Consider the following 26981-nt stretch of genomic DNA (forward strand, 5'->3'; position numbering starts at 1 on the left):
GGTCCCGCAAGCCTCTGGTTTCTCTTTTGTTTTTCGTGCTCCTCACGCAAGATTCTTCTGGAGGAACGCTACCGTCCGGCTCCAGGCGAGATCCGCCGCTTTCTTGTCATAGCGGGCTTCCGACGTATCATTGTTGAAAGCGTGGTTCGCGCCATCATAAATATGGATCTCGAAACTCTTGCCGTTTTGTTCAAGGGCTTTCTTGTAGGCATCGATACCTGCATTGATCCGCGTATCGAGACCGGCATATTGCAACAACAGCGGTGCCTTGATTTTGGCGACATCCTCGGCTTTTGGCTGCCGGCCATAATATGCGACCCCGGCGCCGAGATCAGGCGCGTTGACAGCAAGATCATTGACTACGCCACCGCCCCAGCAAAAGCCGACGACGCCGACTTTGCCGGTGGTCCCTTTGTCCTGCTTGAGATATTCGATGGTCGCAATGCCTTCTGCAATCGCAGTCTTTGGGTCGAGTGCTCCGATCATATCCCGCGCCTTGTCCTCATCGCCGGGCGTTCCGCCAGAGGCGGAAAGCAGGTCCGGCGCCAACGCGACAAAACCTTCGAGGGCAATTCGGCGTGCAACGTCACGGATATGATCGTTCAGGCCGCGATTCTCATGGATGACAATGACGGCCGGGAGCTTGCCCGAGCGTTCTGCCGGGCTGGCGCGATATCCCTTGATGTCCCCTGCGGGTGACGAAAAAACGATGTCCTTGGTGCGGAGCCTCGGGTCATCGACCGCGATGATGCCAGCCTGTGCGGCATTTGCCGCCAGCATCGGGGCGATGACCGCAGCAGCAGCACCGGAACCGGCAAGCTTGGTCAACTTTTCCATGAAGGCGCGGCGGTCAAGCGACAGGTGGGTATATTCGTCGTAGGCCTCGACCATCGCTTGGGTGATTGTCGGCTTGTTCATAACTGTTTCCTCCAAACGTGGAGGACGAGGCGCGAATCCCCGCATCAGCCCTTGGCGCGATGCGAAAGGATACCGGTTGAAAGGGCAACGCCAAGTCCGGTGACAAGTGCTGCCACAATCTCCCAGACGCCGACGGGCTCGTCAAGGAATATGGCGCCGCCAAGAGCAGCAAGCACCGGCGTCAGTGCACTGAAGGCGGCTGCCTGGCTGCCACCAAGGGAGCGGACGGCGATGCCATAGGCCAACATCGCGGCAAGACCCGACAGGACACCCTGGCTCAGTAACTGCAAACCGAGTTCAGGCAGTGGAACCTCGAGAATCGTGGAGCCGAAGGTGAGCGCGAGGCCAACGTGAATGAGGAAAGACCAGACCGCGATCAGCGCGCCGCCCTGCAGCGCGGTCAAACCGGACCGCTTGAATGCATGGGTATAGCCAGCCCAGAGCAAGGCACCAAGCGGCAGGAAGACGAAGCTGATCCAGGTGATTTCATGACTGTTCAGCGCAAGTACGAGAAGGATGGCGAGACCGGCGACAATGGAGCCAAGGCCCAACCAGCGCGTGAGATCCGGCCGCTCGCCGAACACAACGACACCGATCAGCGCGGCAGCAAGCGGCATGGAACCGCCGAGGAGAACGCCGACGGCCGAAGCGGGCGTCGAGTGAATGGCGAAAGTGGTGACCTGGAAGAACAGCGCACCAGCGCCGCAGACCATGATGGTCAGAAGGGCGAGCGGAACATCGCGAGGGATAAGTCCCGTCTTCAACCATACCGGTGCCAGGATCAATGCCGGAATACCGTAGCGGATGAGGCCAAGATCGATCGTGCCGAGATGCGTGGCGCTACTGTGGCGGGTGGCAATGATCCACGTCGCCCAGATGAAAACGGTGACCAGCGCACCCGCATAGCCCGTGGCGTGGGAATTGGATTTCCTGAATTCTGGGCTGAGAGCAACCATCGGAACTTCCTTTCAAATTGCCCGAACATCTTCGGTTGAAAGGCAGGATATCGCCGAAGGCAGGAGCATGTCCTTGCAAGTTGATGCTGTCTTTGATACCGTTTCAGCAATATTTGATAAGTTGGATGGGCGCAGAAGGCGATTTATGCCAAATCTGGATAAATTCGATATTGGGATACTCGAAGCGCTGCAGGGGGATGCACGGGCGACGAACGTCGAGATTGCCGAGAAGGTAAATCTTTCGCCGTCACCTTGCCTGCGCCGTATCCGCAATCTGGAAAAGGCCGGGGTCATCCGCGGTTACCGTGCGGATATCGACCGCAAGGAAGTCGGTCTCGGCTTGACGGTGTTCGTGGAAATCAAGGTCGGGCAGCACAGCCGCGAAAATTCGGACGCGCAACAGGCGGCGCTCATTGCCATGCCGGAAGTGACGGCCGCATTCCTCATTTCCGGAACCGCGGATTTTCTCGCCGAAGTGGTTGTCGAGGATCTGAGCGCCTACGAGCGGTTCCTCACTGAAAAGCTGCTATTGCTTCCGGGTGTTGCGGACATCCGTTCGAATTTCGCCATCCGCACGGTGAAAACGGGAGCTCCTTTGAAGCTCCCGCAACGTTAAGAAACCTTAGGCAATCCTCCGGCCAGGCATCTGATGCGGCATTCTCAAATCCAACCATACCCTACTTCGGCAGGGTATAGGCGATGACATAGTCGCCGGGCTTGGTTCCAACCGAGCCGTGTCCGCCGGCGACCATGACGACATATTGTTTGCCATTCAAAGCGAAGGACATGGGGGTGGACTGGCCGCCTGCCGGAAGGCGTGCCTCCCAAAGCTGATTGCCGGTCGTGACATCATAGGCGCGCAGATAATCATCCACAGCAGCACCAAGGAACGCGACGCCACCGGCGGTGATCATAGGACCGCCAATGCCCGGAACGCCGACCTTGAACGGCAAAGGCAACGGCGACGAATCCCGCACTGTACCATTCCGGTGTTTCCAGGCGATCTTGCCGGTGCGCAGGTCGGCCCCGGCCACATAGCCCCATGGTGGAGCTTGGCAAGGCAGGCCGAGCGGCGAAACAAATGGTCCCATGACGACCGCATAGGGCGCGCCTTCATTGCGATTGAGACCCTGCTCGCTGCCCTTGGTGTTGTCGCCCGGTGGCGGAACATCGGCACGGGGAACCAGCTTTGAGGTAAAGGCAAGATAGGTCGGCATGCCGAACATGATCTGGCGCCCGGGATCGACAGCTATGCCGCCCCAGTTGAACACGCCGAAATTGCCGGGATAGATCAGCGATCCTTGCAGCGATGGCGGCGTGTAGCGGCCTTCGTAGCGCAGCCTGCGGAACTCGATGCGGCACGCCAGCTGGTCGAACATCGACACGCCCCACATATCCTTGCCCGTCAAACGCTGCGGCATGAAGCTGAGAGCAGATACCGGCTGTGTCGGAGCGGTATGATCCCCCTCGATTGCACCCGTCGGCGCCGGAACTTCCTCGATCGGCAGGATTGGCTCGCCAGTGCGCCGGTCGAGAACGTAGATGTCGCCCTGCTTGGTCGGCCCGACGAGTGCTGGAATGGCACCCGTTGCAGTATTGATATCGAGCAGCGTCGGCTGGGCAGGAACATCCATGTCCCAGAGATCGTGATGAACCGTCTGGCGTACCCAGCGCAACTGACCGGAATTCAGATCAAGCGCAACGATCGACGACGAGAACTTCTCGACATTCTCCGACCGTCCTGCACCAAGCTGGTCCGGCGTCTGATTGCCGAGCGGAACGAAGAGCAGCCCAAGCTTTTCATCGGCGCTTGAAACCGACCAGCTGTTGGGTGAATTGTGGGTGTAGGTCTGGCCCTCCGGCAAAGGCGTCGTCACGTCGGGATTGCCTGAATCCCAGTTCCAGATGAGCGCGCCTGTATTGATGTCGTAGGCGCGGATAACGCCGGACTGCTCATGTGTCGAGTAATTATCATTGACCGCGCCGCCGACAATAATCTTGCCGGCAGCGACGACGGGCGGTGAAGTCGAATAATAATAGCCCGCCGGATCGTATGGCATGCCTTTTTCCAGATGCAGGGTGCCCTTGTCGGCGAAAGAGGGGCAGATCTGGCCGTTTGCCGCGTCAAGGGCAATCAATCGCGCGTCTGAGGTCGGGAGATAAACCCGTTCGGCACAAGGCTGGCCGGGCTGCAAAGCCGGATCCGCATAGTAGGAGACGCCGCGGCATGTCTGGTGCTGGCGATCAGGATTGAGCCCGACATTCGGGTCGAACTTCCACTTCTCCTTACCCGTCGCCGCATCGAGCGCAATGGCCCAGTTGTGCGGCGTGCAGATAAAAAGCGTGTCGCGCACTTTCAGCGGCGTCACCTGGTAGGTGGTTTCACCGACATCATCGGGCAGTTTCACATCGCCGGTCTGGTAGGTCCAGGCAACCTGCAAGCGATTGACGTTGTCTGGCGTAATTTCTTTTAGCGGCGAATAGCGCTGGCCATAGGGTGTGCGACCATATTGATGCCAATCGTCGGCGGGTACGTTGCCGCCAAGATCGGGCTCGGTTACGATAACCTCCTCGCTGAGCTTTCCCGTGATTTGCTTCGGATCCCCCATCATGGAGTAGCCGGCCACAACAAGTGCAGCGAGGACGCTGACAAGCAGAGGAACGGCCGGCCCCCACGAGGTCCGCTGTGCATCAGCGCCAGCATTCAGTCCTCGGCGAATCCACGGCGTCAGCAACCATAGCCCGAGCAGGATGATGGCACCGCCGCGCGGCGCGAGCTGCCACCAGTCAAAGCCGATCTCCCAGATGGCCCAGCCAAGCGTACCGATCACCAGGATCGCGTAGACAAGCAACGCCGAGGGGCGTTTTCGGAAGAGAAGATAGGAGGTTATCAGGAAAGCCAGCGCAGCGAGGATATAATACCAGCTGCCACCCAGCACCGCGAGCCAGACACCACCGGCACCTAGCGCCGCAGCGATCAACAGGAAAACAACGGCTGTCAGAGTGATTGCCATGGGGCGGGGGGTCCTTTTCCAAGCTCGATCAGGATCGATGGATCCCCGACAGGCGGCTGCGAACGTGCCGGCGGCTGTCAGGGTGTGCTCAAGTCAAGAGTCGTCTCAATCAAAATGGGTATGCCGTAAATCCAGGTGACGCAATATCGCTTGGCCTATATTTCAACTTCAAGTTTAGGTGTAGAAGATGTGCCTAAGCCGGCCCGTTCTCTTTTTGTATCGCATTTTTCTGGTTTTTCGGTACCGAATCACTACATTGGGTTCAAATGTCCGGATTACCTGACGATATGCCGTTTTTCGACGAAGCTGATGTGCCGCCGCGCCAGCCTTCGGGCATAGCCGCGCGCGCTATGCAAGCGCGTGGGGCGCCACCCTACCTCAGTGGGCTCAACCCGGAACAGCGACTGGCGGTTGAAACGACGGAAGGTCCGGTACTCGTCCTGGCTGGTGCCGGTACGGGCAAGACGCGCGTTTTGACCTCCCGTATTGCGCATATCCTTTCGCTGGGCAAAGCCTGGCCAAGTCAGATCCTGGCAGTGACCTTTACCAACAAGGCCGCCCGCGAGATGAAGGAGCGAATCGGCGTTCTGGTTGGCGGTGCAGTCGAGGGCATGCCATGGCTCGGCACCTTCCACTCGATCGGCGTCAAGCTGCTGCGGCGTCATGCGGAATTGGTCGGTCTCAAGTCCGATTTTACCATTCTTGACACCGATGACGTCGTTCGCCTGATCAAGCAGATCATCCAGGCCGAGGGCCTCGACGACAAACGCTGGCCCGCCAAGCAGTTTGCGCTCATGATCGACGGCTGGAAGAACAAGGGGCTTGGCCCTTCCGAAATACCGGAAGGCGACGCGCGCGCCTTTGCCAATGGCAAGGGCCGCGAGCTTTACAGCGCATACCAGAACCGCCTGAAGACGCTGAATGCCTGCGATTTCGGCGATCTGCTCTGCCATCCGATCCGCATGTTCCGCGCCTACCCGGATGTGCTGAAAGAATATCACGCCAAGTTTCGCTATATCCTCGTCGACGAGTATCAGGACACCAACACCGCCCAATATATGTGGCTGCGGCTGATCGCGCAGGGGTCGAAGAATGTCTGCTGTGTCGGCGATGATGATCAGTCGATTTATGGCTGGCGCGGCGCGGAGGTCGACAATATCCTGCGCTTCGAGAAGGATTTTCCCGGCGCAGTTGTGATCCGGCTAGAGCGCAACTACCGATCGACGGCGCATATTCTCGGTACGGCCTCGTTCCTGATTTCGCACAATGAAGGCCGTCTCGGCAAAACCCTGTTTACCGATGCGGCCAATCCTGAAGATGCGAAGGTCAATGTGCACGCATCCTGGGACTCGGAAGAAGAAGCGCGCGCTGTCGGCGAAGAGATCGAGCAGGCGCAGCGCAAGGGCCACCTGCTCAACGATATAGCGATCCTTGTACGCGCCTCATTCCAGATGCGGGAGTTCGAAGACCGTTTCGTCACGCTCGGACTGAATTACCGGGTGGTCGGCGGCCCACGGTTTTACGAACGTCTCGAAATCCGCGACGCGCTGGCCTATTTTCGCGTCGTGGCGCAAGGCGCTGACGATCTCGCGCTGGAACGCGTCATAAACACGCCAAAGCGCGGCCTTGGCGAAGCAGCGATCCGGCAGGTGCATGATTATGCGCGCGCTCGCGACATCAGCATGCTCGAAGCGGCAGCGGACCTGATCCAGACGGAAGAGCTGAAGCCCAAGCCGCGCTCGGCCTTGCGCGAAGTCGTTGAAAATTTCCAGCGCTGGCAAGGGCAGATTGACACGACCCCTCACACGGAGCTTGCCGAGAAAATCCTCGACGAATCCGGCTATACGGCCATGTGGCAGGCGGATCGCTCTGCCGAGGCACCGGGCCGGCTGGAAAACCTGAAGGAATTGATCCGCTCGATGGAGGAATATGAGTCGCTGCGCTCTTTCCTCGAACACGTCGCGCTGGTCATGGATGCCGAGCAGAACGAAAACCTCGATGCCGTGAATATCATGACGCTTCACTCGGCCAAGGGCCTTGAGTTTGAGACGGTCATCCTTCCGGGTTGGGAGGAAGGCCTGTTTCCGCACCAACGCGCGCTGGATGAAGGCGGCCGCTCGGGTCTCGAAGAAGAACGCCGCCTCGCCTATGTCGGATTGACGCGCGCTAAGAAGAACCTGCATATCTGGTTCGTTTCAAATCGGCGTATCCATGGCCTGTGGCAATCGACGATCCCTTCCCGGTTTCTCGAAGAGCTGCCGGAAGCACATGTGGACGTGGTGGCGGGCGGCGATAGTTACGGAGGCTACGGCGGCCGGGGCGGCGGTTACGGCCAATCGCGCTTCGATCGCGCCGATCCATTCGAAAACACCTATTCGACCCCCGGCTGGCAACGCGCCCAGCAAAACCGCTCCGACGCGACCCGCAACAATTGGGGCTCACGTTCTGGCGCAAAAGTTGAGCGCATCGGCTACGGCGAAACGGATTCCGTCCTTGGCGCAGGACGCGGTTCAGTGAAGGGCCGCACGATCGATGGTGAACTGGTGGCGAAATCCGTCAGCGAAACGCCCTCGAATTTCGACGTGGGCGACCGCGTCTTCCACATCAAGTTCGGCAATGGCAATGTCTCATCGATCGAAGGCAACAAGCTGACGATCGATTTCGACAAGGCCGGGCAAAAGCGCGTGCTGGACAGCTTTGTGAAAGGGATTTGAGCTATCGCTCAGTCCGTTGCTGCATCCGAATACCCTCGATTTTCCTATATTCGGCCCCGCCCCTTACCCTCGCCTTGAACGCTTCCATGTCCCAGGCTGGACCCGGATCGGACTTGCGGCCGGGAGCGATATCATCATGACCCATTATATCCTCGATGGCATAAGCGCTGCAGATTGCTTGCGCCAGGGCAGTCACGGTCTCTATCTGCGCGGAGGTGAAGATTTCCCAGCCGCAATTGGGCACACCGAACTTATGGCGGGCTTCGACGACCTTCGAGCCATCAACGGCCGCTCCGGTCCAGGACACCCAGCCGCCAGCACCCTTGTCAAGCGGCCCCCAGTTTTCGATTTCGATGCCGATAGCCGAACTGTTCAGCCCCGAATATCTGGTGCCGCCCTTCCCCGTCCACTGGCTCTGGCCCGCATGCCACGCGATGACATTGAATGGCACGCATTGCGTGACCGACCCATCGCGGCGAACGACGAGATGGGCCGAAACATTGGCCGCTTTTTGCGAAAAGTATCTGGCGATGTCGGCGTCCGGCCCGCTTGCGGTATAGTGAATGATCAAAAATTTCGGCTTCAGCGGACCTCCGATATTCGGTGATCTCACAAATTCTACGCGGGAAGAAGTCGCTGCAAGCCTGTTGTCCTTGATTTGAAATTCCATGAAAAAAATCCTTTTAGTTCTTAAATGCGCTCAGTAATAAGATTTAAATCCTATTTGTCAATAGGATGGATCTGCATACGAGGGTGTTATGATCTATGGCAATGGCGCTGTACGTGGTTCGACAAGCTCACCATGAGGGCGTTGGACTGATTGCAGAATTCCGTTCAACGGTGCAGGATCTGGCTTCCTGCCATCAAAATCGTCCCTCATGGTGAGCTTGTCGAACCACGCACAGCGCCATTGCAGGCAGATATGACCCCGCGCCATGATAGCGGCACCTTAAGTGCGGAAATCTCGCTATTCCGGCTTGCCTTTGGACCAGCTGACATTGCCCGCAAAAAGCGGGATCGTCGAGATCGAGGTTTTGGCCGAGCCATCCTGAACCTGCGTGGCATGGGCAAGATAAATGAGCGTGTTGTTCGGCTTGTCGTAGACGCGCGTAATGACGAGCTTCTTCCAGATAAGGCTGGTGCGCTCGGAAAAAACGCGCTCGCCGCCTTCTCCAAGCTCGATATCGCCAATCGTGATCGGTCCTGTCTGCTGACAGGAAATCGAGGCATTGGACGGATCCTCGAACCAGTTGCCTTTCTGCAGCCGGTCGATCATGCCCCGCGAGAAGGATGCGAGATGGCAGGTAACGCCTTGCACCTTCGGATCGGTGACAGCATCGATGACGATATCATTGCCGAGCCAGTCGACGCCGACCTTGCCGACTTCTTCGGCCTGAGCAGGAAGAAATGCGGCGCCTAGGAGGGCCAGGGCAGCAAGCGTTCGCTTCATAGAAAACTCCCGAGGGTTAGAGCAAAGTACAGTTGGATATTGCGCTGAACGATTGCAAGCAAATGCGAACGCGTTTTAACGCTCCCATTTCGCCAGGAAATCCTCGATGCCGAGTGACTGGATGTCCGGAATGGCTTCGAAGACCGTTTCCGGAGGCCAGTCCCACCAGGCAAGTCGCTGCAACCGCGCGGCAATCTCTTCCGGGAAGCGAAGGCGGAGGACCCGGGCCGGATTGCCTGCGACGATCGTATAGGGTGCGACATTCCTGGTCACCACCGCGTTGGCGCCAATGACTGCGCCATGACCAATCTGGACTGCAGGCATGATTACCGCGCCATGCCCGATCCACACATCATGGCCGATCCCGACGCGTTTCGCTTGCCGGCGTGCGCGAAAGACGTTGTCGATGCCTTGGTATTTGAAGAACTCGTTTGGCCGGTAGCTGATCTTGTGCGTCGTCAGCCGCTCTATCGGATGTTCGAGTGCGTTGATGCGAACGTTCGCGGCAATCGAGCAAAACCGCCCGATATCGGCATAGATACCCTCGCTGTGCCGTTCGAAATAGGTAAAATTACCAGCCGTCACATCGCGCAGGACAACGCGCTCGCCAACTTCGGTATATTTGCCAAGCTTGACGCCTTTCAGCTGCGCGGATGGATGGATGCGCGGCTGGTCATTCTGGAAGCGCGGATCGTCGTTATCGGCCATGATCTTTCTCAATTGTTCAGCCAATTCTTTTGCACAGAAAGTCGTTGACGAGTTGAAAACGATGGCTCGCCGTCCATTCGCGGCCGGCAACGCCGGAACCGGGAGAAGTCCGTGTTTTGTCCGGTTTTCCATAGTCAGACGATCGTAGCAAGTCCCGGTCGCTTGTTTGCATAAACCAAAGCGAAATCCTATAATCCAACAATGAAAACGTCCTCCTCCATCAGCACACCGAGAATGGTGCTCTATGCTGCACTTGCCCTTGCGGCATCGGTAGCTACGGGGCTCACCTTTGCTGCGTGGTTCGACAAGGGCGATTCCATCTTCCTTTCCCTCATCAATGCGGGATTGGCCTGGTGTATGTAGAAGCTTGGCAGTCCCTGAGTAATCATCCATGAACAAACGCCTGCTGCCTTTTTTGATCGTGGCGATTGCTCTTCTTGCCGGAGCTGCGGGCTGGATCACCTTCCAGTCGTCACGCCAGACGACGACCGGCAATCAGGGGCCATTCGGCACGTCTTTTGAGCTGACGACGATGAACGGCGAACCGATCACGGAGGCGGCATTCCGGCAAAAGCCATCCGCCATATTCTTTGGCTTCACCCATTGTCCGGAAGTCTGTCCGACGACATTGTTCGAGCTTGACGGCTGGCTCAAGAAACTCGGCACGGAGGGCGCGGACGTCAACGCCTACTTCGTGACGGTAGATCCGGAGCGGGACATTGTCCCCGTGTTGAAGTCCTATGTCAGCAATGTGTCTGACCGGATCACGGGTGTGACAGGCGATCCCGACAAGATCGCAGCCATGCTCAAGGGCTATAGCGTCTATGCGCGCAAGGTTCCCGTCGAAGGCAACGACTATACGATGGACCATACCGCCTCGATCTTTCTTCTCGACAGCAAAGGCCGTTTCTTCGGCACCATTGCCTATGGCGAAAATCCTGATACGGCTGTCGAGAAACTAAAACGCCTCGCCAAGAGCTAGGGTCAGGACCTGTTAATATGATCGAAATGGCGCCTGAAACGGCAAGAAGATGCGAGGAGAAGCGTGAAGGGCGGGGTTTTCCCCCCGGCCGAGCGGTTCGACACTGCAGCTTGCAGCCGTTTCGGCGTCCGCAGGATATGGCCTTTTCGACCAGATTAACAGGTCCTGACCCTAGAGAAAACATTCTTGAATGACCACTCAGACCCGCCTTTTCGTTACCGCCGGCAAGAACGAAGCCGAGCGCATCTTCACCAAGCTCGAACGTGAATTCGAAGAGGACGGATTGCCGGTCTCCAACGCCGAAATCGACGAGGATCGTGAAATATTCGAGGTTTCGGTCTATACGTTCGAGCCCGACGAAATCGAGACACGCATTCGCGATGTCCTCGGCAGCGACACCTTCGGCCTTGAATTGAAACGTGAGCAGGTGCCGGACATCGATTGGGTCGCGCATTCGCTGGAAGGGTTGAAACCGGTGCGTGCCGGGCGCTTTTTCGTGCATGGCTCGCATGATCGCGACAAACGCCGCGTTAATGATCTCGGCATCGAAATCGATGCAGGACAAGCCTTCGGTACAGGCCACCACGGCACCACGTCCGGCTGTCTCGATATGATCAGCCAGGTGATCCGGCGCGAACATCCGCGCAATGCGCTTGACCTTGGAACGGGAAGCGCCGTGCTGGCCATCGGTATCGCCAAGCTTGCACCTATCCCTATTCTGGCAACGGATATCGATCCGGTCGCAGTCGCGGTGGCGCAGGAGAATGTGGTGAAGAACGGCGTTGCAGCCCGGATACGGACCGAAACCGCAACGGGGTTTCATCATCCGGCAATGCGCGCCGCCGCACCCTTCGACCTCATCGTCGCAAACATCCTGGCGCGGCCGCTGATGCAGCTCGCCCCTGAAATGCGCCGACACCTCGCCTGGGGTGGTTCACTCATCCTCTCCGGTATTCTCGAGACGCAACGGGAGAAGGTTCTCGCCGCCTACCGAACGCAGGGCCTGTTTCATATCAAGACACTGCGCCGCGAGGGCTGGGTTACCCTGCATCTGAAAGCCCAAGCTACGTATTAGAGCTTTTCGGAGCGGCATTCTCACTCCAATTGACAGTTTTATTTAATTATAGGAATATATTCTTTTTAAAGGATTTATTTCATGAGAGATTTCGAATATGACCTGTCCCAAGTTTATCACCACAGATTTCGCGTTGAACAGGCCGCCGCTGAACTGAAAGCGATGCGGCAGGCGCCGCCCAACACCTATCCGTGGCGACACATTCGGGCTGCCGAGCACAACTACAATGCCTGGCGTAGCCACCTCAGCATGGCCGAGAATATCTTACGGAAATTCCACCCCGATCAGCCACGCGTACCTGCGGGAAATCCCGATGGCGGGCAATGGACCGATGGCGGTGGTGGGTCCAGGCCAGGAAGCAATGATCCGCTAAGCCCTGCGAGAACTGACTTTTCCGGGACCAAGCCGGGGATCAACCCAGGCGCATTAATCAATCCTGTGCCCACTTCAAAGCCCGGCTCGTTGTTCGGTCGAGGTGCGGGGCCGGCAATCGTCGGACAACTCCTCCGCCACCTACTCGACAGCGATCCTCTGGATTCATCATTCAAAGGCACTCCGGACGAGGCAGCCGAGCGCTATAACTGGCTGCTCCAGAATGCGCCAAAAACTATTGTACCCGCTCTGCAGTTCACTCCGCATGAATTTGAGGCGGGGCAAGGACCGAAGCCGCAACCTGTGGTCGTGCCATTACTTCGTGAGCAAGTGGAAGGCGCCTGCCCGTTGTATGGCGCAGTTCAGAAAGAAGCAAATTTGGCCACACAGGAAGCAATCAAACGCGGCAACTACCGGTCGGCAAGCGAATTTGGCACCGAAGTGCACACGATCATGAAAGACTATATTCTTGCAAAATACCCTGAAAGTCTAATACCCGAACGATCTTACTTGAAGTATGCTCAGGAGATAAAGGATAATAACTACAGCCAAGACGGTGTTCGGTATGGCTTGGCCGGTTCACTTCGTCTGGATGTCCTTGAAGACGTAGGTAATGGCGTCGTCTGCGTCTACGATCTGAAAACCGCGAAAAGTGGGCTAACCCCAGCGAGAATGCGGGAGATTGGCCAGTCTGTTCATAAGAATTTCAAAGTGGTGAAGCGTATTATCATCATTCCCATCCAACCGTGGTTAAGCTATTGACAACAATTGCCGATGTGAAACGGGCAATGATGCCCTTGCTTGAGCGCCATGATGATCTGGCGGTCGTCGGACGTATGCTGGTATTAACCCCGGTGCGCAATGTCCTGCGCTTCATCTGCATTGATCGCCGGTCAAACGTGCATGCCTTTGCGGTTCGCACCGGCATGAACCTCACCTTCTTCAATATCGGCCACTGGCCGCTCGACGGCGGCTGGCGGCTGGCGGCTGATCGAGGGGATTGGGATATCCGTTACCCGGAGTCGCTCGAAGTGCTGCGCCAGATGATTGAAGAAGCACTGCCGGAAATGCGCCGCGTCACCACTATTGACGAATTCGCGGGCTACCAAACCAATAGCATAAGATCGCGATATCGTTCATCTCTTCATCCAACCGATCTTGCCCTCATCGCAATTGCCAATGGCGATCTTGAGAAAGCCCTTTCGATCATCGAGGCAGCTATTGCCGGCGGCGAAATCAGTTCGATGCCCGAATATTACGAGCCCTTGAAGCAAGGGGATCGTGCCGCGCTTCTCGATCTCCTGCGCGAACAGCAGACGCGCACGATCGGGGAACTCAAACTGACGAAACATTTTGAACCCGAGCGTTTTGGATTAGAGAAGGCATGAGGGCAAGTTTGCTTCCCCTTGTCACGCAGGACGATGTCGAACAATTGGTTGAGCCAATCCTTCATCGCTATGAGGACCTGACGCTCGTTGGTCGCCATCTAGTCGTCAAGCCGGTAGGGCATGTGCTGCGGTTCATCCGTTTTGGCAACTGGATATTTGACGACCTCTTCAACGTCACTGCAGTCGTCGATGTGACATTCCTGCGTTATTCGAGTTGGGCGACGTATGGCGGACGTGCGCTCTACGACAATGGGTGGGGCTCTTGGAACATCTATGATCCCGAAGAGGTCGAGCGCTTACGCCATATAATTGAAGAGACAACCTTACCTGAATTGCGCCGTGTCAACACGATCGACGATTATGTCGCCTATCGCCTGGACGAGCCAAAGCCTTATAACACCTTCTCCTTCGATACTACCGTTATGGCCCATATCGCTATAACGAAAGGCGATTTTGACGAGGCCCTCTCCATTGTGGATGCGGCTATCGCCAAGGGCTGGGTCGATCATTTGCCGACATACTACGAACTTCTGAAGAAACGAGACCGGGGCGGCCTTATCACTTTTCTGCGCAAGCAGCAGGCGCGCTCGATCGCAACCCTTGGCCTGACGGACTATTGGAAACCCACGCCTTTTCCACTCGAGCTGTAAGCCCGTCAGGACATCAAGTCCGGAAGTCTGTCCGACGACATTGTTCCGACTTGACAGGTGGTCGGGCACGAACATCCACGAAATGCGCTGAACCCTTGGAACGGGAGTAATTCCGGACGGAAAAAATACTCCAGGATTTCCGTTCTCAAGCATTGAATTTGAAATGGATATGTACAGGGAACGCATCCCTTTCGAGAGCGCGTTGACGCGAATTACGCCTCTCGATTTTTGGCTGCAAACTTATGTGAACGTGGAAGAAGAAGCGATTCTCGAATGCCTCAGCCTCAGCGACGGATGCGACTTTACTTTCTATTACAGAGATTTGACGCTTGCCGTGCAGGGCTCCTTGTCAAAGGATAAGCTCTCGCAGTGGCGGGCGGTCAAAGATGGCGCCCGCACTTTGCTCGAACGCTGGATGGTGAGGTAGCACTCCAGCGTTCGTTCGGGACAAACATCCGATCCCCGATTAAATCGGTTTCCGGACGCACTCCTCCATTGCGTGCGTGAAAGCGGGAGGCTAGGTTTCGACCCTATCATTGGCGCATGATCCTTATAGAAATCGAATAGATTTTTGGGTTTTGTACGCGAACAAAAAGGTCGAGATTCCCATGTTCCAGTCGTTTGAGGTCACAAGCAATCCTGCCACCGGGGCGCCCCGTGTCGCCAAGCTGCGAGACGAACTCGAAAATCTTGGCCTCGATGGTTTCCTTGTGCCGCGCGCCGATGAACACCAGGGCGAGTATGTGCCTGCCCGCGCCCGCCGCCTGGCTTGGCTGACGGGTTTTACCGGCTCTGCCGGTGTTGCTCTGATCATGAAAAGCAAAGCCTATCTGTTCGTCGACGGTCGCTACACCTTGCAGGCAGCGGAACAGACCGACCCTGAAGTCTTCACGATCGAAAGCCTTGTCGACACGCCACCGCCAGTTTGGTTGCGCAATGTCGACAAGAAGCTCACCATTGGCTTCGATCCCTGGCTCCACACGATCAGCGAAACCAAATCGTTGCGCGAGGCTCTGGAGAAAAACGGCGGCACTCTCGTTGCAGTCAAAGACAATCTGGTCGATATGATCTGGGATGACCAGCCTGCCCCGCCGCTGGAAGCCGTCACGATCCAGCCGGAAAAATACGCAGGCAAGCTGGCGAGCCAGAAGCTGCATGAAATGGCAGAAGCCGTTGCCAAGGCAAAAGCCGATGCGACGATCCTCACCGATCCATCTTCTATTGCATGGGCTTTCAATATTCGCGGCAATGATGTCAGCAACACGCCCCTTCCCCTTGCTTTCGCGCTGATTCCGGCATCGGGCGAACCGCTGCTCTTTATTGACAAGCGCAAGCTGCCGATCGAAACGGAAGCCTATCTCACGCAGCTTTCAACCTTGCGTGCCCCTTCAGCATTGGAAGGAGACGTCGCGGCCTTTGCTGCCGAGGGCAAGACCGTGATGCTCGATCCGGCACTGACAGCAGAGAAGCTGCGTCTGATCATCGACAAAGCCGGTGGAAAAGTCGTGGAGGGCCTCGATCCGGCGCGGTTGCCGCGCGCGATCAAGAACTCGGTCGAGCTTGAAGGCGCACGCAAGTCGCATGAGCGCGACGGCGTGGCAATGGTATCCTTCCTGTCCTGGATCGATAGGCAAGCGCCGGGCACAATCGATGAGATCATTGCGGCGACGAAACTGGAAGAGACCCGCCAGAGCGTGGCGGAGAGCTTCCAGATGCCGCTGGAAAATCTCTCGTTCGACAGCATTTCAGGGGCCGGACCGAATGGAGCCTTCGCGCACTACCGTGTCAGCACAGCGTCGAACCGCACATTGGAGGACGGCGAGCTTTATCTGATCGACAGCGGCGGCCAATATCGCGACGGGACCACCGACATCACCCGCACGCTACCGGTCGGCAAGCCTTCTGATGATATGAAGCGCAAGTTCACCCTTGTGCTCAAGGGTATGATTGCCATTTCAACTGCGCGGTTTCCAAAGGGAACGCGCGGTATGGACATCGATGTGCTTGCCCGCATTGCCCTGTGGAAACAGGGATATGATTATGGTCATGGTACCGGACATGGGGTGGGTTCATTCCTATCTGTGCATGAGGGGCCGCAGAGCATATCGAAGCGGGGCGTGCAGGAGCTGCTGCCCGGCATGATCCTTTCCAACGAGCCCGGCTACTACAAGCCCGGTGCCTATGGCATCCGCACCGAAAACCTGTTGATCGTCACAGAGCCGGAAGTGCCGGAAGGCGGCGACATCGCGATGATGGGTTTTGAGACGATTACGCTCTGCCCCATCGACAGACGGTTGATCGATACCAGCCTATTGATACGGGAAGAGCTTATTTGGCTGGACGCGTATCACGCGAGAGTTCGCGAGGCGTTGCTGCCGCACACGGATGGCCCGGCGCGCGAATGGCTGATTGCGTCAACAGAACCATTCGGCCACGAGAGCCAGGCCGTGAACTAGCTTCTGTTCAGGAGAACTGGCGCAGCAGGATGATCAACGCTCCGCCAGCCAGAAACATGGTCAGCGCGTTAAAGCGCAGAGCCACAAGACCGGCGAAGGCAAGCGCCAACAATCCGCGCCAGTCAGCTTCCGCGGCGGCAGGAGCAACGAGCGTCGTTAAAACCGCGGCAGGCACCGCATTGAGTGCGACTTCGACGCGAGGATGAATGCGCTCGAAGCGCGACAGAACCAGATGACCGCCGATACGCGTCAGGAATGTCAGAACTGCGCCGGCGATTATGATCCACGTTATCTCGGACATCAGCTGCGCTCCTTGGCTTTTTCTGGCTTGGCGACAATCACAGCCGTCAGAATACCAGCAAGAGCGCCAATACTGACGTGCCAGGGCGAGCCAATCGTCTTATAGGCAATGATTGAGACTACGGCGCTGGCAATGACGATCGCCGCCCAATTATCACGCTTGCGAAATCCCATAACCAGCCCAAGAAAATAAATCGGCAGCAGCATATCGATTCCGAGAGCATGCGGGTCGGAGATCAGATTGCCGAACAGACCCCCGATCCAGGCTTCTGTTACCCACATCACATAAATCGGCGTGGCGACGCCAAGGTACCAGATGAAAGTGACCGGTTTCCCGGATTCCGCGCGCTTCTCGGTTTCCGCATATTGAGGATCGGTCAAAAGAAAATAACTGAGGGCGCTCTGGATCGGTTTGAAGTGGCCAATGCGCCGCCCCACCGCCGCCGAATAGAGCACATGGCGGAAATTTACGGCGAATATGGAAAAGACGATCAGCCAGGCAGGGACATTATGGCCGAACAGTTCGATGCCGACCATCTGGCTTGCACCGCCAAAAATCGCGGCGCTCATCAACACGGCCTGAAACACGGTGAACCCATTGTCGACGGCCAGCGCGCCAAACAGCAGCCCGAACGGCGCAGAAGCTATCATGATGGGCAGGCCTTTGGCGAAGCCTTCCAAGAACTGGGTGCGCGCACGGCCGGGATCGGCGGGAACCGCTTGCCGCTGATATATTTGTTCGTCCATTGGTCTGATCTAGGACAGCTTCACCTGGCTGTCACGTCACATTTGTTGATTGATATCATCAATGTCACTGCAGTGACCGGGAATGCATCCGTTCTTGTCAGGTGATTTTGCCACGTTTATTTTGCATCGACGAGACAAGGGAGACCAAAAATGCCCCAAATAATAGAACGCGATGTCTGGGCGACCGATCCCGAGAATTGGCAGGGAGAGGTTACGGGCAAGCCTTACGGAACCAACGTCTCGGTGATTTTCAACCATCAGGAGCGGGTCGGCGCAGGGCCGCGGTTACACAAGCATCCCTATACGGAGACCTTCATCATCCGCAAAGGTCATGCACGGTTTACCGTCGGCGATGAAATCATCGACGCTCATGAAGGCCAGATCGTTGTTTCGCCCGCCAACACGCCGCACAAATTTGAAAATCTCGGGCCGGGCACGCTGGAGACCATCGATATCCACGCCAATGAGGTATTCATAACCGAATGGCTGGAATAGAACGTTGACCTCCCCCAGGTGGAGGGGAGATCAAAGGCATCCAACTCATTGTTTTGATGCAATTCCTGGAATTGCTTTAGAACTTTTGCGTCAGGGAAACGCGGAAACTGCGGCCAACTTCGGTATAGCGATCTGCTATCGCAGGCGAAATTGAATCCGGCACATCGAGCGCATTCCAGTATTTCGTGTCGAAGATGTTGAAGATGCCCGCCTGAAGCTTCATGCCCTTGGCGAACTTTGGTTCCCACCAGAGAGTGGTATCGACCAACGCATAGCCGGGCGCAACGAAACCGCCATCGCTGACCTTGTCACGGCGCGAAGCCATGGTGAGCGATACGTCGCTACCCCAATCCTCTACCGCGTATCCCAGCCCGACGATCGCACGAACCGGCGGCACCGAGTTCAGATACTCGTCATTTTCCGTATCCTTACCGACGGTCCATGCGACGGAGGCCCAGGTGCGCCAATGATCGGCAAAATTCACGTGGCCACGCAATTCTGCTCCATAAATCTGAACGCGGTCGAGATTGGCATAACCCGTGATACCGCCGACCGGAAATTCACCGCCTGGAGGCGCGATCGTCACTTCCTCGATGAAGTTGCGGTAGTAATTGTTGAAAATGCTTCCGCCAAAACCATAGGTCTCGTTTTCAAGTTTCGCGCCGATTTCAAAACCGTTGCTGGTTTCGGGCTTTAGATCGGGATTGCCGATTCTGGCGTAGGAGCCGGGCGCACCGTAATTCTGGAAGAGTTCAAGCGCGGTCGGAGCGCGGAAACCCTGTGCCCACTGAGCGTAAAAGTCGAGGTCAGGAGCAGCGTGCCACGTTGCGCGGAGCTTCGGAGAGAAGCGCGAGTCGCTGTTGGACGAAGGCAGCGTGCCATCGAAATTGGGCCCGGCCTCATAAGCTGCCGTCGATTGCGGGCGATGATCATACCAGTCAAAACGTCCACCGGGCGTGATTGTCACACGGCCATTGAGGACATCGATGTCATCCTCGGCATAGAGGCCGACCGCGAGAGATTCGACGTCCGGCATATCGGATGAATTCGAATGCAGCATTCGGCACGATTGCGGACCGAAGGGTTGTGGAATCGTGGACCAATCGATATCGGGACAATTGTCGACGCCTGCTGAATATTGGTGCAGGTCCTGACGGTAGATTTCTCCGCCAACACGGAACGTGTGTGTAAGATTGCCGATTTCGGTGCTTTTCAGAACATTGCCCGTGAGGCCGTAACTGTCCTGCTTCAGCTCGTTGTCACGCGTATAGATGCCGGAGGGATAACCGTAAAAGAATGGATCTCCGCGAATTATTCGCGCCCGGCTATCCGGCAAACGAACGCCGTCCGTTGTCTTGGTCAGAATCTGCTGCTGCCAATAAGCTATGGCATGCGCCTCATCGATCCAGCCGGTCTTGTCAGGCGATATATAGTCGTAGCTTGCGGATATCCGCTTGCGCTCCACGTCGTCACCGGATTCGAGACTTCCGCGAACGTAGCTTGCCGTCGAACCGATCCTGTCGTCGATGTCCGCATCGCGCTTGAAATATTCGCCGGTTATGCCAAACCGATGGCCGCCATCGACATTCTGATAAATCTTGGCAAGAAAATTGCCTTGATCGAAGTCTAATGGATTGGCCTCGGTTCGCGTTGCGCCATAACCGCCAACGTCGCCCATGTTTTCAAATTCATGGCCTTGCCTGTAGCCGCCCTGGATCAGGAATTCCGTATCGTTGGCGCGCGCTGCAACGGCGGCATTCGTACGCCAGCTCCGGTCGGCGCTGTCATAGACGCCCTTGGTTATAGCGCCCCAATTGCGCCCATCCGTCAAAAGGTCCTCCGGATCGAGCGTCTGCAGCTGCACGACACCGCCCAAAGCGCCCGAGCCATAACGGCTGGAATCAGCCCCCTTGGTGATGTCGATCGCCGATAGCCCGTCGAAATCGACGGCATTCAAGCCGCCCGAATTGCTGCGGGGGTCGGTCAGCCACGGCACACGTATGCCGTCGATCGTCGTCAGCACGCGATTCTGATCGAGGCCCCGCAAGTTGATACTGTTGTTTTGGGTGTTGAAATTAACACCGGCATCGACACGGCGCCCAAGATCCTCGAAGCTTTCGACCATGCGCTCCTGAATCTCTTGCCGGTCAGTCACCGTGGTCAACGGGGATTTTTCACCCTCGGCGGCTTTCGGCCTGGCGCCTTTTACGACGATTGTTTCGAGTTCGATATTATCACCAGTGTTCGTGGTGCTTTGCGCAATCGATGCGCCGGTGCTCAACCCAACCATCACCAATGTACCGGCGCCGCCACACATAAGCCGCGCAAGCAGAGTCCTCTTAGCCATGTCCCAGTTCCCCAAACCCAAAAGAGAATGCCTGGCTGGCTTACGTCACACGAAAATCTCGTTGTGGGTCAGTGGCTTGCTGAGCGAATAAACAGCGCGTGTCCGCGCCGTACAAATGTTCACTACTAAAACTAGACTATAAAAGTCAACATTAATTAATTACACATTGTCACAATCCGGCATTTGCGATTTGAACTGCGGCAAAAATGATATGAATCAGGAGGTTGCAGTACCCTCGATAGCCCTGCCCCAATCGATCAGGGGCTTGGCGCGCACCGCAAAATCGAAAAGATCATCCGCAAGCTTTGGCGAAGTGATATCGGCGGGATCGATCGAATAGCGGACCACGAAATTCCGGTTGCGCAAGGCCTCGATCAAATCAGCATCCGTGACCGATTCAAATCCGCGCGGCGTGCGCTTCAATGCATCCGTATCTTTCATCGCCAGCCCATTTTTCTTGAGCGCCTTGACCATTGCGCGATAGTTCTGCGGCTTTTCGACGATTGCTTTGCGCATCGCGAGCAGGAGTTCCGGCTTTTGCTGCCACCATGCGACAGCAGCATAGCAGCCGCGATAATCTTCGTGGCCGATGCAGACGTAGAAACAGCCGCTTTCGGCCCACTTTGTGCCATCTTGCGAAAGAAGCGCCGACAGGTGGCGGTTATACGGGCTCTTGTCTTTGGAAAAGCGCACATCGCGTTTGATACGGAATTGCGACTTCTTGCGATCGCCCCGGAACGGCAGACCCGCCTTTTCGAACCGGGCCATCAGATCTTCGACGAGATCGCCCAGCGGTTCGTAGAGATGAGCCTCAAAAATATCCTTGTTCTCCAGAAACCACTCACGGTTCTGGTGGAAATCGAGTGCTTTGAGAAAGGGGAGTGCCTTTTCGCCAAAGCCTTTGAAAACCAGGTCGCTCATGCGCCCACCAGCGTAAACCAGGAATCCTCGTCGATCACTTCAATGCCGAGAGTCTGGGCCTGGGCAAGTTTCGATCCTGCGCCGAGGCCTGCCACCACGAGATCGGTCTTCCTGGAGACGGAACCAGCCGTCTTGGCACCATAACGTTCGGCCATTGCCTTGGCCTCGTCGCGTGACATCCGCTCGAGCGACCCGGTAAAGACGATGGTCTTGCCTGCCACCGGCGAATGGCTGACGGTTCGGACTTCTTCATCGAGCGGCGTTACCTCGGCAAGCAGCGCGTCGAGCGCGTGGCGATTGTGCTCCTCGGCATAGAAGTCGACCAGCGCCTCGGCCACGATGCTGCCGATACCTTCCACTTCATTCAACTCGCGCCACGCATCGTTGCCCTTGTCAGCTTTGTCTCTTGGCGGTTCCGCTGCCATGGCCACACTGGCAAGTGCATCATAGGAATGGTAGGCTCTGGCGAGCCGCTTGGCATTGACCTCACCCACGTGGCGAATGCCAAGCGCGTAAACGAAGCGGCTCAGAGAAACTTCGCGCCGGTCGTCGATCGCGTCATAAAGTTTCTTGACCGACGTCGCGCCGAAACCATCGATGTTTTCAAGCTTCGCCAACGAGGCGGCCTGACGTTTCTTCAAAGTGAAAATATCGGCAGGCGTGCCGATATGCAGAGCGGGATCCTCCGACTTGAAAAAGAACTCCACCTGTTTTTCACCAAGGCCCTCGATATCGAAGGCGTTGCGCGAGACGAAATGCCGGATGCGCTCCACCGCCTGCGCCGGGCAAATCAACCCGCCCGTACAGCGCCGCACCGCCTCGCCTTCCTCACGCACCGCGTGGGAACCGCAAGCGGGGCAAATATCCGGGAATTTATACGGTGTCGTTCCGCGCGGCTTGTCGGCGACGATATCGACAATCTGCGGGATGACGTCGCCAGCACGCTGCACCACGACCGTGTCGCCGATGCGCAGGTCCCGCCCCTCACGGATGGGCTGGCCATTCTGGCCGATACCCTTGATGTAGTCCTCGTTGTGCAAGGTCACATTGGTGACGACCACCCCGCCAACGGTGACGGGCTCGAGCCGCGCGACCGGTGTCAGCGCGCCGGTTCGGCCAACCTGAATGTCGATGCCCCTGAGGATCGTCATCGCTCGCTCTGCCGGGAATTTATGCGCGATCGCCCAGCGCGGGCTGCGCGAGACAAAGCCAAGACGTTGCTGCAGCGCCAGATCATCGACCTTGTAGACCACCCCATCGATATCGTAGCCGAGCAGCGCCCGCTGTTCCTCGATCTGGTGATAGTGCTTCACCAGCGCATCTACCGTCTCGAATCGTTGCATCAGCGGGTTGACGCGGAAGCCATAGGATTTGAACGCCTCGACCATGCCCATTTGCGTCTTGGCGGGCATCGCGCTGACCTCACCCCAGGCATAGGCAAAGAATTGCAATGGCCGCGAAGCAGTGATCGCGGGGTCGAGCTGGCGCAGGGAGCCCGCCGCCGCATTGCGCGGATTGGCGAAAATCTGCTTGCCATCCTTGGCCTGCCGCTCGTTTAACGCTGCGAAATCCGCGTGGCTCATATAGACCTCGCCGCGCACCTCCAGCACCTCGGGCGGTTTGCCGCTGAGCACATTGGGGATACTCGCAACTGTCCGGGCATTGAGCGTGACGTTTTCGCCCGTAGTGCCGTCGCCGCGGGTTGCCGCCGTCACCAGCCTGCCAAGCTCGTAGCGGAGCGAAAGCGATAGGCCATCGATTTTGGGTTCCGCCGTAATGCCTATCTTAGCGTCGGCTCCAAGCTTGAGAAACCTGCGGATGCGGCCGACAAAATCCTCAACATCGCTGTCGTGAAAAGCATTGTCCAAGGAGAGCATTGGAATTGAATGGGTTACCTTGCCGAACTTCTCGGAAGCGACGGCACCGACTTTGTTCGATGGCGAGTCTTCACGCTTCAGATGCGGAAAACGCTGTTCGATTGCAAGATTGCGGCGCCGCAGCGCATCATACGCGGCATCCGAGATGATGGGGGCGTCTTCCGTATTGTAGCGGTAGTCGTGCTGGGCAATCTCGGCTGCAAGGCGGCCAAGCTCCTCAGTAGCATCCGCCTCGCTTAAGTCTTCTACAGGAATATCTGCCATGGTTTGTCCGACGCTGAAAATACGGATTCGGGCGGGAGATTAGCGTAAGAGAAATGGAAAAGCATCGTTCAAAGTGCGCACTCGATGCAGCTACAGCCAGTTCCTGACATCGTTAAATAACTGCAGCGTTTTCCCGGAGCAACCGCACTGCCGCGGCGCGCGCTTCGTCGGTGACGCTGGCGCCGGCCAGCATGCGGGCGATTTCCTCCTGGCGGTCGCCGGTTTCCATCGCTCGTATGGAAGTCGCCACGCGGTCATGACCGGCAGCGGCCTTGGCGATAAGGAAATGCGTCTGGGCCCGCGCGGCAACCTGCGGCGCATGCGTGACGGAGAGAACCTGAACGGTACCCGCGAGCCGCCGGAGACGCTGGCCAATGGCGTCCGCTACCGCACCGCCGACACCTGTGTCGATCTCGTCGAACACCAGCGTCGGCGCCGAGCCGCGATCGGCGAGCGCTACTTTCAGCGCCAGCAGGAAACGCGAAAGCTCACCGCCGGATGCGACCTTCATCATCGGACCTGCGCGCGTGCCCGGATTTGTCCGTACCCAATATTCGACCGTGTCGATCCCATCCGCTGTGCGGCTCTCTGCATCCGTCGTCATCTCGACGATGAACTCGGCGCGCTCGAGTTTCAGGGCCGGCAGTTCCGCCATGACAGCCTGTTTCAAGTGCTCGGCAGTCTCACGGCGATCGGCGGAAAGTGCGAGTGCCGCCAGATCATAGGCATCTCGCGCGGCTTGTGCCTCTTTCTCGAGCGCTGCCAGCCGCTCGGCTCCCGCGTCGATATCGGCAAGATCCGCATCCATCCGGTCGCGCAGCGCTGGAAGGTCATCGACAGCAACGGAATACTTTCGGGCAGCGGCACGCAAGGCGAAGAGCCGTTCTTCCGTTTGCTCAAGCACACGCGGGTCGAAATCAATGGCGCGGATCGCATGTTCGATGCCGTTTTGCGCCTCTGCCAGCGCATTCAGGGCCTCGTCGATGGCCTTGACGACCGGCTCCAGCAGTTGCGGAGCCTCCGGCACCTTGCGTTCCAGCCTGCGGACGAGGCTGGCAAGGGAAGGCACGGGCGACGCGTTGCCGGACAGCACCTCATTGGCATCATTGACATCGCCAGCGATCTTTTCCGAACGCATCATGTCCGTGCGCCTGATCGCCAGCGTCTCTTCTTCCAGCGGCTCCGGATCAAGCGTCGCAAGTTCTTCAACAGAGGCGCGCAGATAGTCGGCTTCACGGGTCGCCGCTTCCACCTTGGCACGGTGACGAACCAGAGTGTGTTCCGTATCGCGCCAGGTCTTGTGGAGCGCGCGCACAAGCGCCGCCTTGATTTCAAGCGCTCCAAAGGCATCAAGCAAGGTACGGTGGATATCGAGATCGACAAGCGCACGGTCATCATGCTGGCCGTGGATTTCGACAAGCCTGCGTCCAAGTTCCTTCAGCAGTGTGACACTTGCCGCCTGATCATTGATGAAGACCCGACTGCGGCCATCGGCATTCTGAACACGGCGCAGGATGATATCGCCATCGTCGTCAATGTCGTTTTCACGCAGCAGCGCACGAGCAGGATGGCTTCCTGCCACATCGAAGACAGCGGTAACCTGACCCTGTTCAGCGCCATGACGCACCAGCGAAGCATCACCGCGCGACCCCAACGCCAGCGACAAAGCATCGAGCAGAATGGATTTACCTGCACCTGTCTCGCCGGTTAGCACCGACAGACCTTCGCGAAACTCGATGTCGAGCCGTTCAATCAGAACTATATCGCGGATCGACAGATGCGAAAGCATGGTTGCTCAAGTTATGGTTATTGCAGGTTAGACGCCGTCTTTACCACCAGTGATAGCCTCTGCGGCTTTGGAGAGCCATGAGCCGGCGTTCTGCCGAGGTTCAAGCCCGCCACTTTGCAGCAGCTTGTAGCTGTCCTTGTACCACTCGCTGTCCGGATAATTCTGGCCGAGAACGGCGGCCGCTGTCTGGGCTTCATTGGTGATGCCCAAGGCGTAATAGGCTTCAACCAGGCGGGCCAAGGCTTCCTCCACCTGACGCGTGTTCGAATATTGCTCGACAACGCCGCGGAAGCGCTTGATCGCTGCCAGGTATTCCTTACGCTCGAGATAGTAACGGCCGACCTGCATTTCCTTGCCGGCGAGCTGATCGCGGCCGAAGCGGATCTTCTGCTTGGAATCCTCGACATATTCGGAGTCGGGGTAGCGTTCGACCACCTCGTTGAACGCAGCAATCGAGCGGCGCGTCATGCTCTGCTCACGTGTCACATCAGGGATCTGGCGGTAGTAGCAAAGGCCGGTGATGTAATAAGCGTAAGCCGCCTCTGGCTGCGTTGGATAAAGCGCAATGTAGCGCTTGGTCATGGCAATCGACTCGTCATATTTGCCTGCGCGGTAATTGGCGAATGCGCCCATCACCAGCGACTTGCGGGCAAACTCCGAATAGGGATGCTGGCGGTCGACAGCATCGAATTTCTTGGCGGCCTCATCAAGGCGCCCGGAATTCAGGTTGGCCAGAGCCTGGTTATAGAGAACGTCTGCGGGTTCGATCGTGTCGACATAGGCGTTGAGATCGATGTCGTCGTCCTTCGAAGCACAACCGGAAATGGCTATAGCACTGGCGACTGGAAGGAGTAGAAAGGCCATCCTGGCCTTGCCCCCAAAGCCTTTACTTATCGAAATTCTGCTATTCGCCATGCTGTTTCCGGCCCCATATATCAATTTAAGAGCAATGATCGCAAACCCGATATCATGTTTGCAGCCCACACTCTAGGGATAGTCAATCTACCGTCGGTTGGGCGGTCATAAACCACAAGCGCGGAGAATCAGCAATCTTATTGCCATGTAATCGTCCAATTTTGTGGCGGAGCCGAAAATGAACCGCAAATCCCTAAGATTCACTTATTTTGTTTCAACTAAGCGTTTTCAAGCAACTGGGCTTCACCATTACTGAAAGACCATTCATCCCGGCTTGAAGTGCTGATGATGATCATGACGTCCTCCTGCCGGACGCCGGGCGCTTCGCTGAGCAGCTTGACCAGACGTTTGTAGAATGCCTGCTTCGTCGCGGCATCGCGAGGTCTGCCGATAGAAATCGCAAACACCACGAAGTCGTCTGAACGCGGACCGCCAAAATAATTGCGGTCAAACACCAACTCGCCGGGGCGATGTTGGTGAATGGCCTGGAAACGATCCGCAAGCGGAACATTGAAGGCTTCGACCATGGCTTGATGCAAGCTATCGGAAACTGCTTTCAGATATTCATCGGATTTTCCCTCAAGAAGCGAAATGCGGGTGAAGGGCATTGAACCATCCTTTCTTCTAAAGTCTTGACGCCATT

The 26981-nt window shown here is 57.1% G+C and carries 25 protein-coding genes; 11 read left to right on the forward strand and 14 right to left on the reverse strand.

What is annotated here, in order from left to right:
• Positions 1–42: 42 nt before the first annotated feature.
• Positions 43–918, reverse strand: coding sequence for a dienelactone hydrolase family protein (locus tag J2X72_RS08565; protein WP_310070711.1), 876 nt, complete (start codon positions 916–918; stop codon positions 43–45).
• A 44-nt stretch (positions 919–962) separates the two neighbouring features.
• Entirely contained in the window at positions 963–1874 is a 912-nt protein-coding gene (locus J2X72_RS08570; RefSeq protein ID WP_310070713.1) for a DMT family transporter, read from the reverse strand.
• Between the two features lie 145 nt (positions 1875–2019).
• Between J2X72_RS08570 and J2X72_RS08575 the strand changes: the two genes are divergently transcribed.
• Positions 2020–2490 carry an Lrp/AsnC family transcriptional regulator gene (locus J2X72_RS08575; RefSeq protein WP_210000481.1) on the forward strand — a complete coding sequence of 157 codons (471 nt, stop codon included), beginning with the start codon at positions 2020–2022 and terminating at the stop codon, positions 2488–2490.
• Between the two features lie 61 nt (positions 2491–2551).
• Here the strand turns inward: J2X72_RS08575 and J2X72_RS08580 are convergent, their stop codons facing one another.
• Complete coding sequence (locus J2X72_RS08580; RefSeq protein WP_310070716.1) at positions 2552–4888, reverse strand: glucose/quinate/shikimate family membrane-bound PQQ-dependent dehydrogenase; 2337 nt, start codon at positions 4886–4888, stop codon at positions 2552–2554.
• A gap of 266 nt (positions 4889–5154) precedes the next feature.
• On the opposite strand from J2X72_RS08580, the gene J2X72_RS08585 reads away from it, so the two are divergent.
• Positions 5155–7602 carry a UvrD-helicase domain-containing protein gene (locus J2X72_RS08585; protein WP_310070718.1) on the forward strand — a complete coding sequence of 816 codons (2448 nt, stop codon included), beginning with the start codon at positions 5155–5157 and terminating at the stop codon, positions 7600–7602.
• Position 7603: 1 nt separating this feature from the next.
• On the opposite strand, the gene J2X72_RS08590 is transcribed toward J2X72_RS08585, so the two are convergent.
• The 3 genes from J2X72_RS08590 to J2X72_RS08600 form a co-directional block, all read right to left on the reverse strand.
• Positions 7604–8272 carry an N-acetylmuramoyl-L-alanine amidase gene (locus tag J2X72_RS08590; RefSeq protein ID WP_310070721.1) on the reverse strand — a complete coding sequence of 223 codons (669 nt, stop codon included), beginning with the start codon at positions 8270–8272 and terminating at the stop codon, positions 7604–7606.
• Between the two features lie 297 nt (positions 8273–8569).
• Positions 8570–9052 (reverse strand): CreA family protein, encoded by a 483-nt coding sequence (locus J2X72_RS08595; RefSeq protein WP_210000459.1) that lies wholly within the window; start codon positions 9050–9052, stop codon positions 8570–8572.
• A 75-nt stretch (positions 9053–9127) separates the two neighbouring features.
• Positions 9128–9760, reverse strand: coding sequence for a DapH/DapD/GlmU-related protein (locus J2X72_RS08600; protein ID WP_310070725.1), 633 nt, complete (start codon positions 9758–9760; stop codon positions 9128–9130).
• A 201-nt stretch (positions 9761–9961) separates the two neighbouring features.
• Between J2X72_RS08600 and J2X72_RS08605 the strand changes: the two genes are divergently transcribed.
• The 8 genes from J2X72_RS08605 to J2X72_RS08640 all read left to right on the forward strand — a co-directional run bounded on the left by J2X72_RS08605 (position 9962) and on the right by J2X72_RS08640 (position 16683).
• Positions 9962–10123: a hypothetical protein gene (locus J2X72_RS08605; RefSeq protein ID WP_210001719.1), complete on the forward strand. Its 162-nt coding sequence runs from the start codon at positions 9962–9964 to the stop codon at positions 10121–10123.
• Positions 10124–10151: 28 nt separating this feature from the next.
• Positions 10152–10742 carry an SCO family protein gene (locus J2X72_RS08610; RefSeq protein ID WP_310070728.1) on the forward strand — a complete coding sequence of 197 codons (591 nt, stop codon included), beginning with the start codon at positions 10152–10154 and terminating at the stop codon, positions 10740–10742.
• A gap of 190 nt (positions 10743–10932) precedes the next feature.
• The gene (locus J2X72_RS08615) at positions 10933–11817 is read left to right on the forward strand and encodes a 50S ribosomal protein L11 methyltransferase (protein WP_310070730.1); all 885 of its coding nucleotides are present in this window, start codon (positions 10933–10935) and stop codon (positions 11815–11817) included.
• 81 nt (positions 11818–11898) lie between these two features.
• A complete protein-coding gene (locus J2X72_RS08620) occupies positions 11899–12951 on the forward strand; it encodes a hypothetical protein (RefSeq protein WP_310070733.1) in 1053 nt (350 codons plus the stop codon).
• Positions 12948–13577, forward strand: a complete 630-nt coding sequence (locus J2X72_RS08625; protein ID WP_310070736.1) for a hypothetical protein — start codon at positions 12948–12950, stop codon at positions 13575–13577. The genes J2X72_RS08620 and J2X72_RS08625 overlap by 4 nt, the downstream gene beginning before the upstream one ends.
• Positions 13574–14227 (forward strand): hypothetical protein, encoded by a 654-nt coding sequence (locus J2X72_RS08630; protein WP_310070738.1) that lies wholly within the window; start codon positions 13574–13576, stop codon positions 14225–14227. Before J2X72_RS08625 ends, J2X72_RS08630 begins: the two co-directional genes overlap by 4 nt.
• Positions 14228–14390: 163 nt before the next feature.
• A complete protein-coding gene (locus tag J2X72_RS08635) occupies positions 14391–14654 on the forward strand; it encodes a hypothetical protein (RefSeq protein ID WP_310070740.1) in 264 nt (87 codons plus the stop codon).
• A gap of 181 nt (positions 14655–14835) precedes the next feature.
• The gene (locus J2X72_RS08640; RefSeq protein WP_310070742.1) at positions 14836–16683 is read left to right on the forward strand and encodes an aminopeptidase P family protein; all 1848 of its coding nucleotides are present in this window, start codon (positions 14836–14838) and stop codon (positions 16681–16683) included.
• A 7-nt stretch (positions 16684–16690) separates the two neighbouring features.
• Here the strand turns inward: J2X72_RS08640 and J2X72_RS08645 are convergent, their stop codons facing one another.
• On the reverse strand, positions 16691–16984 hold the full coding sequence (locus J2X72_RS08645) for an AzlD family protein (RefSeq protein ID WP_210000428.1): 294 nt from the start codon (positions 16982–16984) through the stop codon (positions 16691–16693).
• Positions 16984–17730 (reverse strand): AzlC family ABC transporter permease, encoded by a 747-nt coding sequence (locus J2X72_RS08650; protein ID WP_310070744.1) that lies wholly within the window; start codon positions 17728–17730, stop codon positions 16984–16986. Before J2X72_RS08650 ends, J2X72_RS08645 begins: the two co-directional genes overlap by 1 nt.
• A 150-nt stretch (positions 17731–17880) precedes the next feature.
• On the opposite strand from J2X72_RS08650, the gene J2X72_RS08655 reads away from it, so the two are divergent.
• Complete coding sequence (locus J2X72_RS08655; protein ID WP_310070746.1) at positions 17881–18225, forward strand: cupin domain-containing protein; 345 nt, start codon at positions 17881–17883, stop codon at positions 18223–18225.
• A 76-nt stretch (positions 18226–18301) separates the two neighbouring features.
• Here J2X72_RS08655 and J2X72_RS08660 read toward each other — a convergent pair whose 3' ends face one another.
• From J2X72_RS08660 to J2X72_RS08685, 6 genes are all read right to left on the reverse strand, one after another.
• Entirely contained in the window at positions 18302–20572 is a 2271-nt protein-coding gene (locus J2X72_RS08660) for a TonB-dependent hemoglobin/transferrin/lactoferrin family receptor (protein ID WP_310070749.1), read from the reverse strand.
• 216 nt (positions 20573–20788) lie between these two features.
• A complete protein-coding gene (locus J2X72_RS08665; RefSeq protein WP_310070752.1) occupies positions 20789–21493 on the reverse strand; it encodes a TIGR02453 family protein in 705 nt (234 codons plus the stop codon).
• Positions 21490–23634 carry an NAD-dependent DNA ligase LigA gene (ligA, locus tag J2X72_RS08670; protein ID WP_310070754.1) on the reverse strand — a complete coding sequence of 715 codons (2145 nt, stop codon included), beginning with the start codon at positions 23632–23634 and terminating at the stop codon, positions 21490–21492. Before ligA ends, J2X72_RS08665 begins: the two co-directional genes overlap by 4 nt.
• Positions 23635–23746: 112 nt before the next feature.
• Positions 23747–25423 (reverse strand): DNA repair protein RecN, encoded by a 1677-nt coding sequence (gene recN, locus J2X72_RS08675; RefSeq protein WP_310070756.1) that lies wholly within the window; start codon positions 25421–25423, stop codon positions 23747–23749.
• 27 nt (positions 25424–25450) lie between these two features.
• Positions 25451–26287: an outer membrane protein assembly factor BamD gene (locus J2X72_RS08680; protein WP_210000402.1), complete on the reverse strand. Its 837-nt coding sequence runs from the start codon at positions 26285–26287 to the stop codon at positions 25451–25453.
• A gap of 269 nt (positions 26288–26556) precedes the next feature.
• Entirely contained in the window at positions 26557–26946 is a 390-nt protein-coding gene (locus J2X72_RS08685) for a tautomerase family protein (protein ID WP_310070757.1), read from the reverse strand.
• Positions 26947–26981 lie beyond the last annotated feature (35 nt).

The organism is Phyllobacterium sp. 1468, assembly GCF_031455525.1.
Taxonomy (GTDB): domain Bacteria; phylum Pseudomonadota; class Alphaproteobacteria; order Rhizobiales; family Rhizobiaceae; genus Phyllobacterium.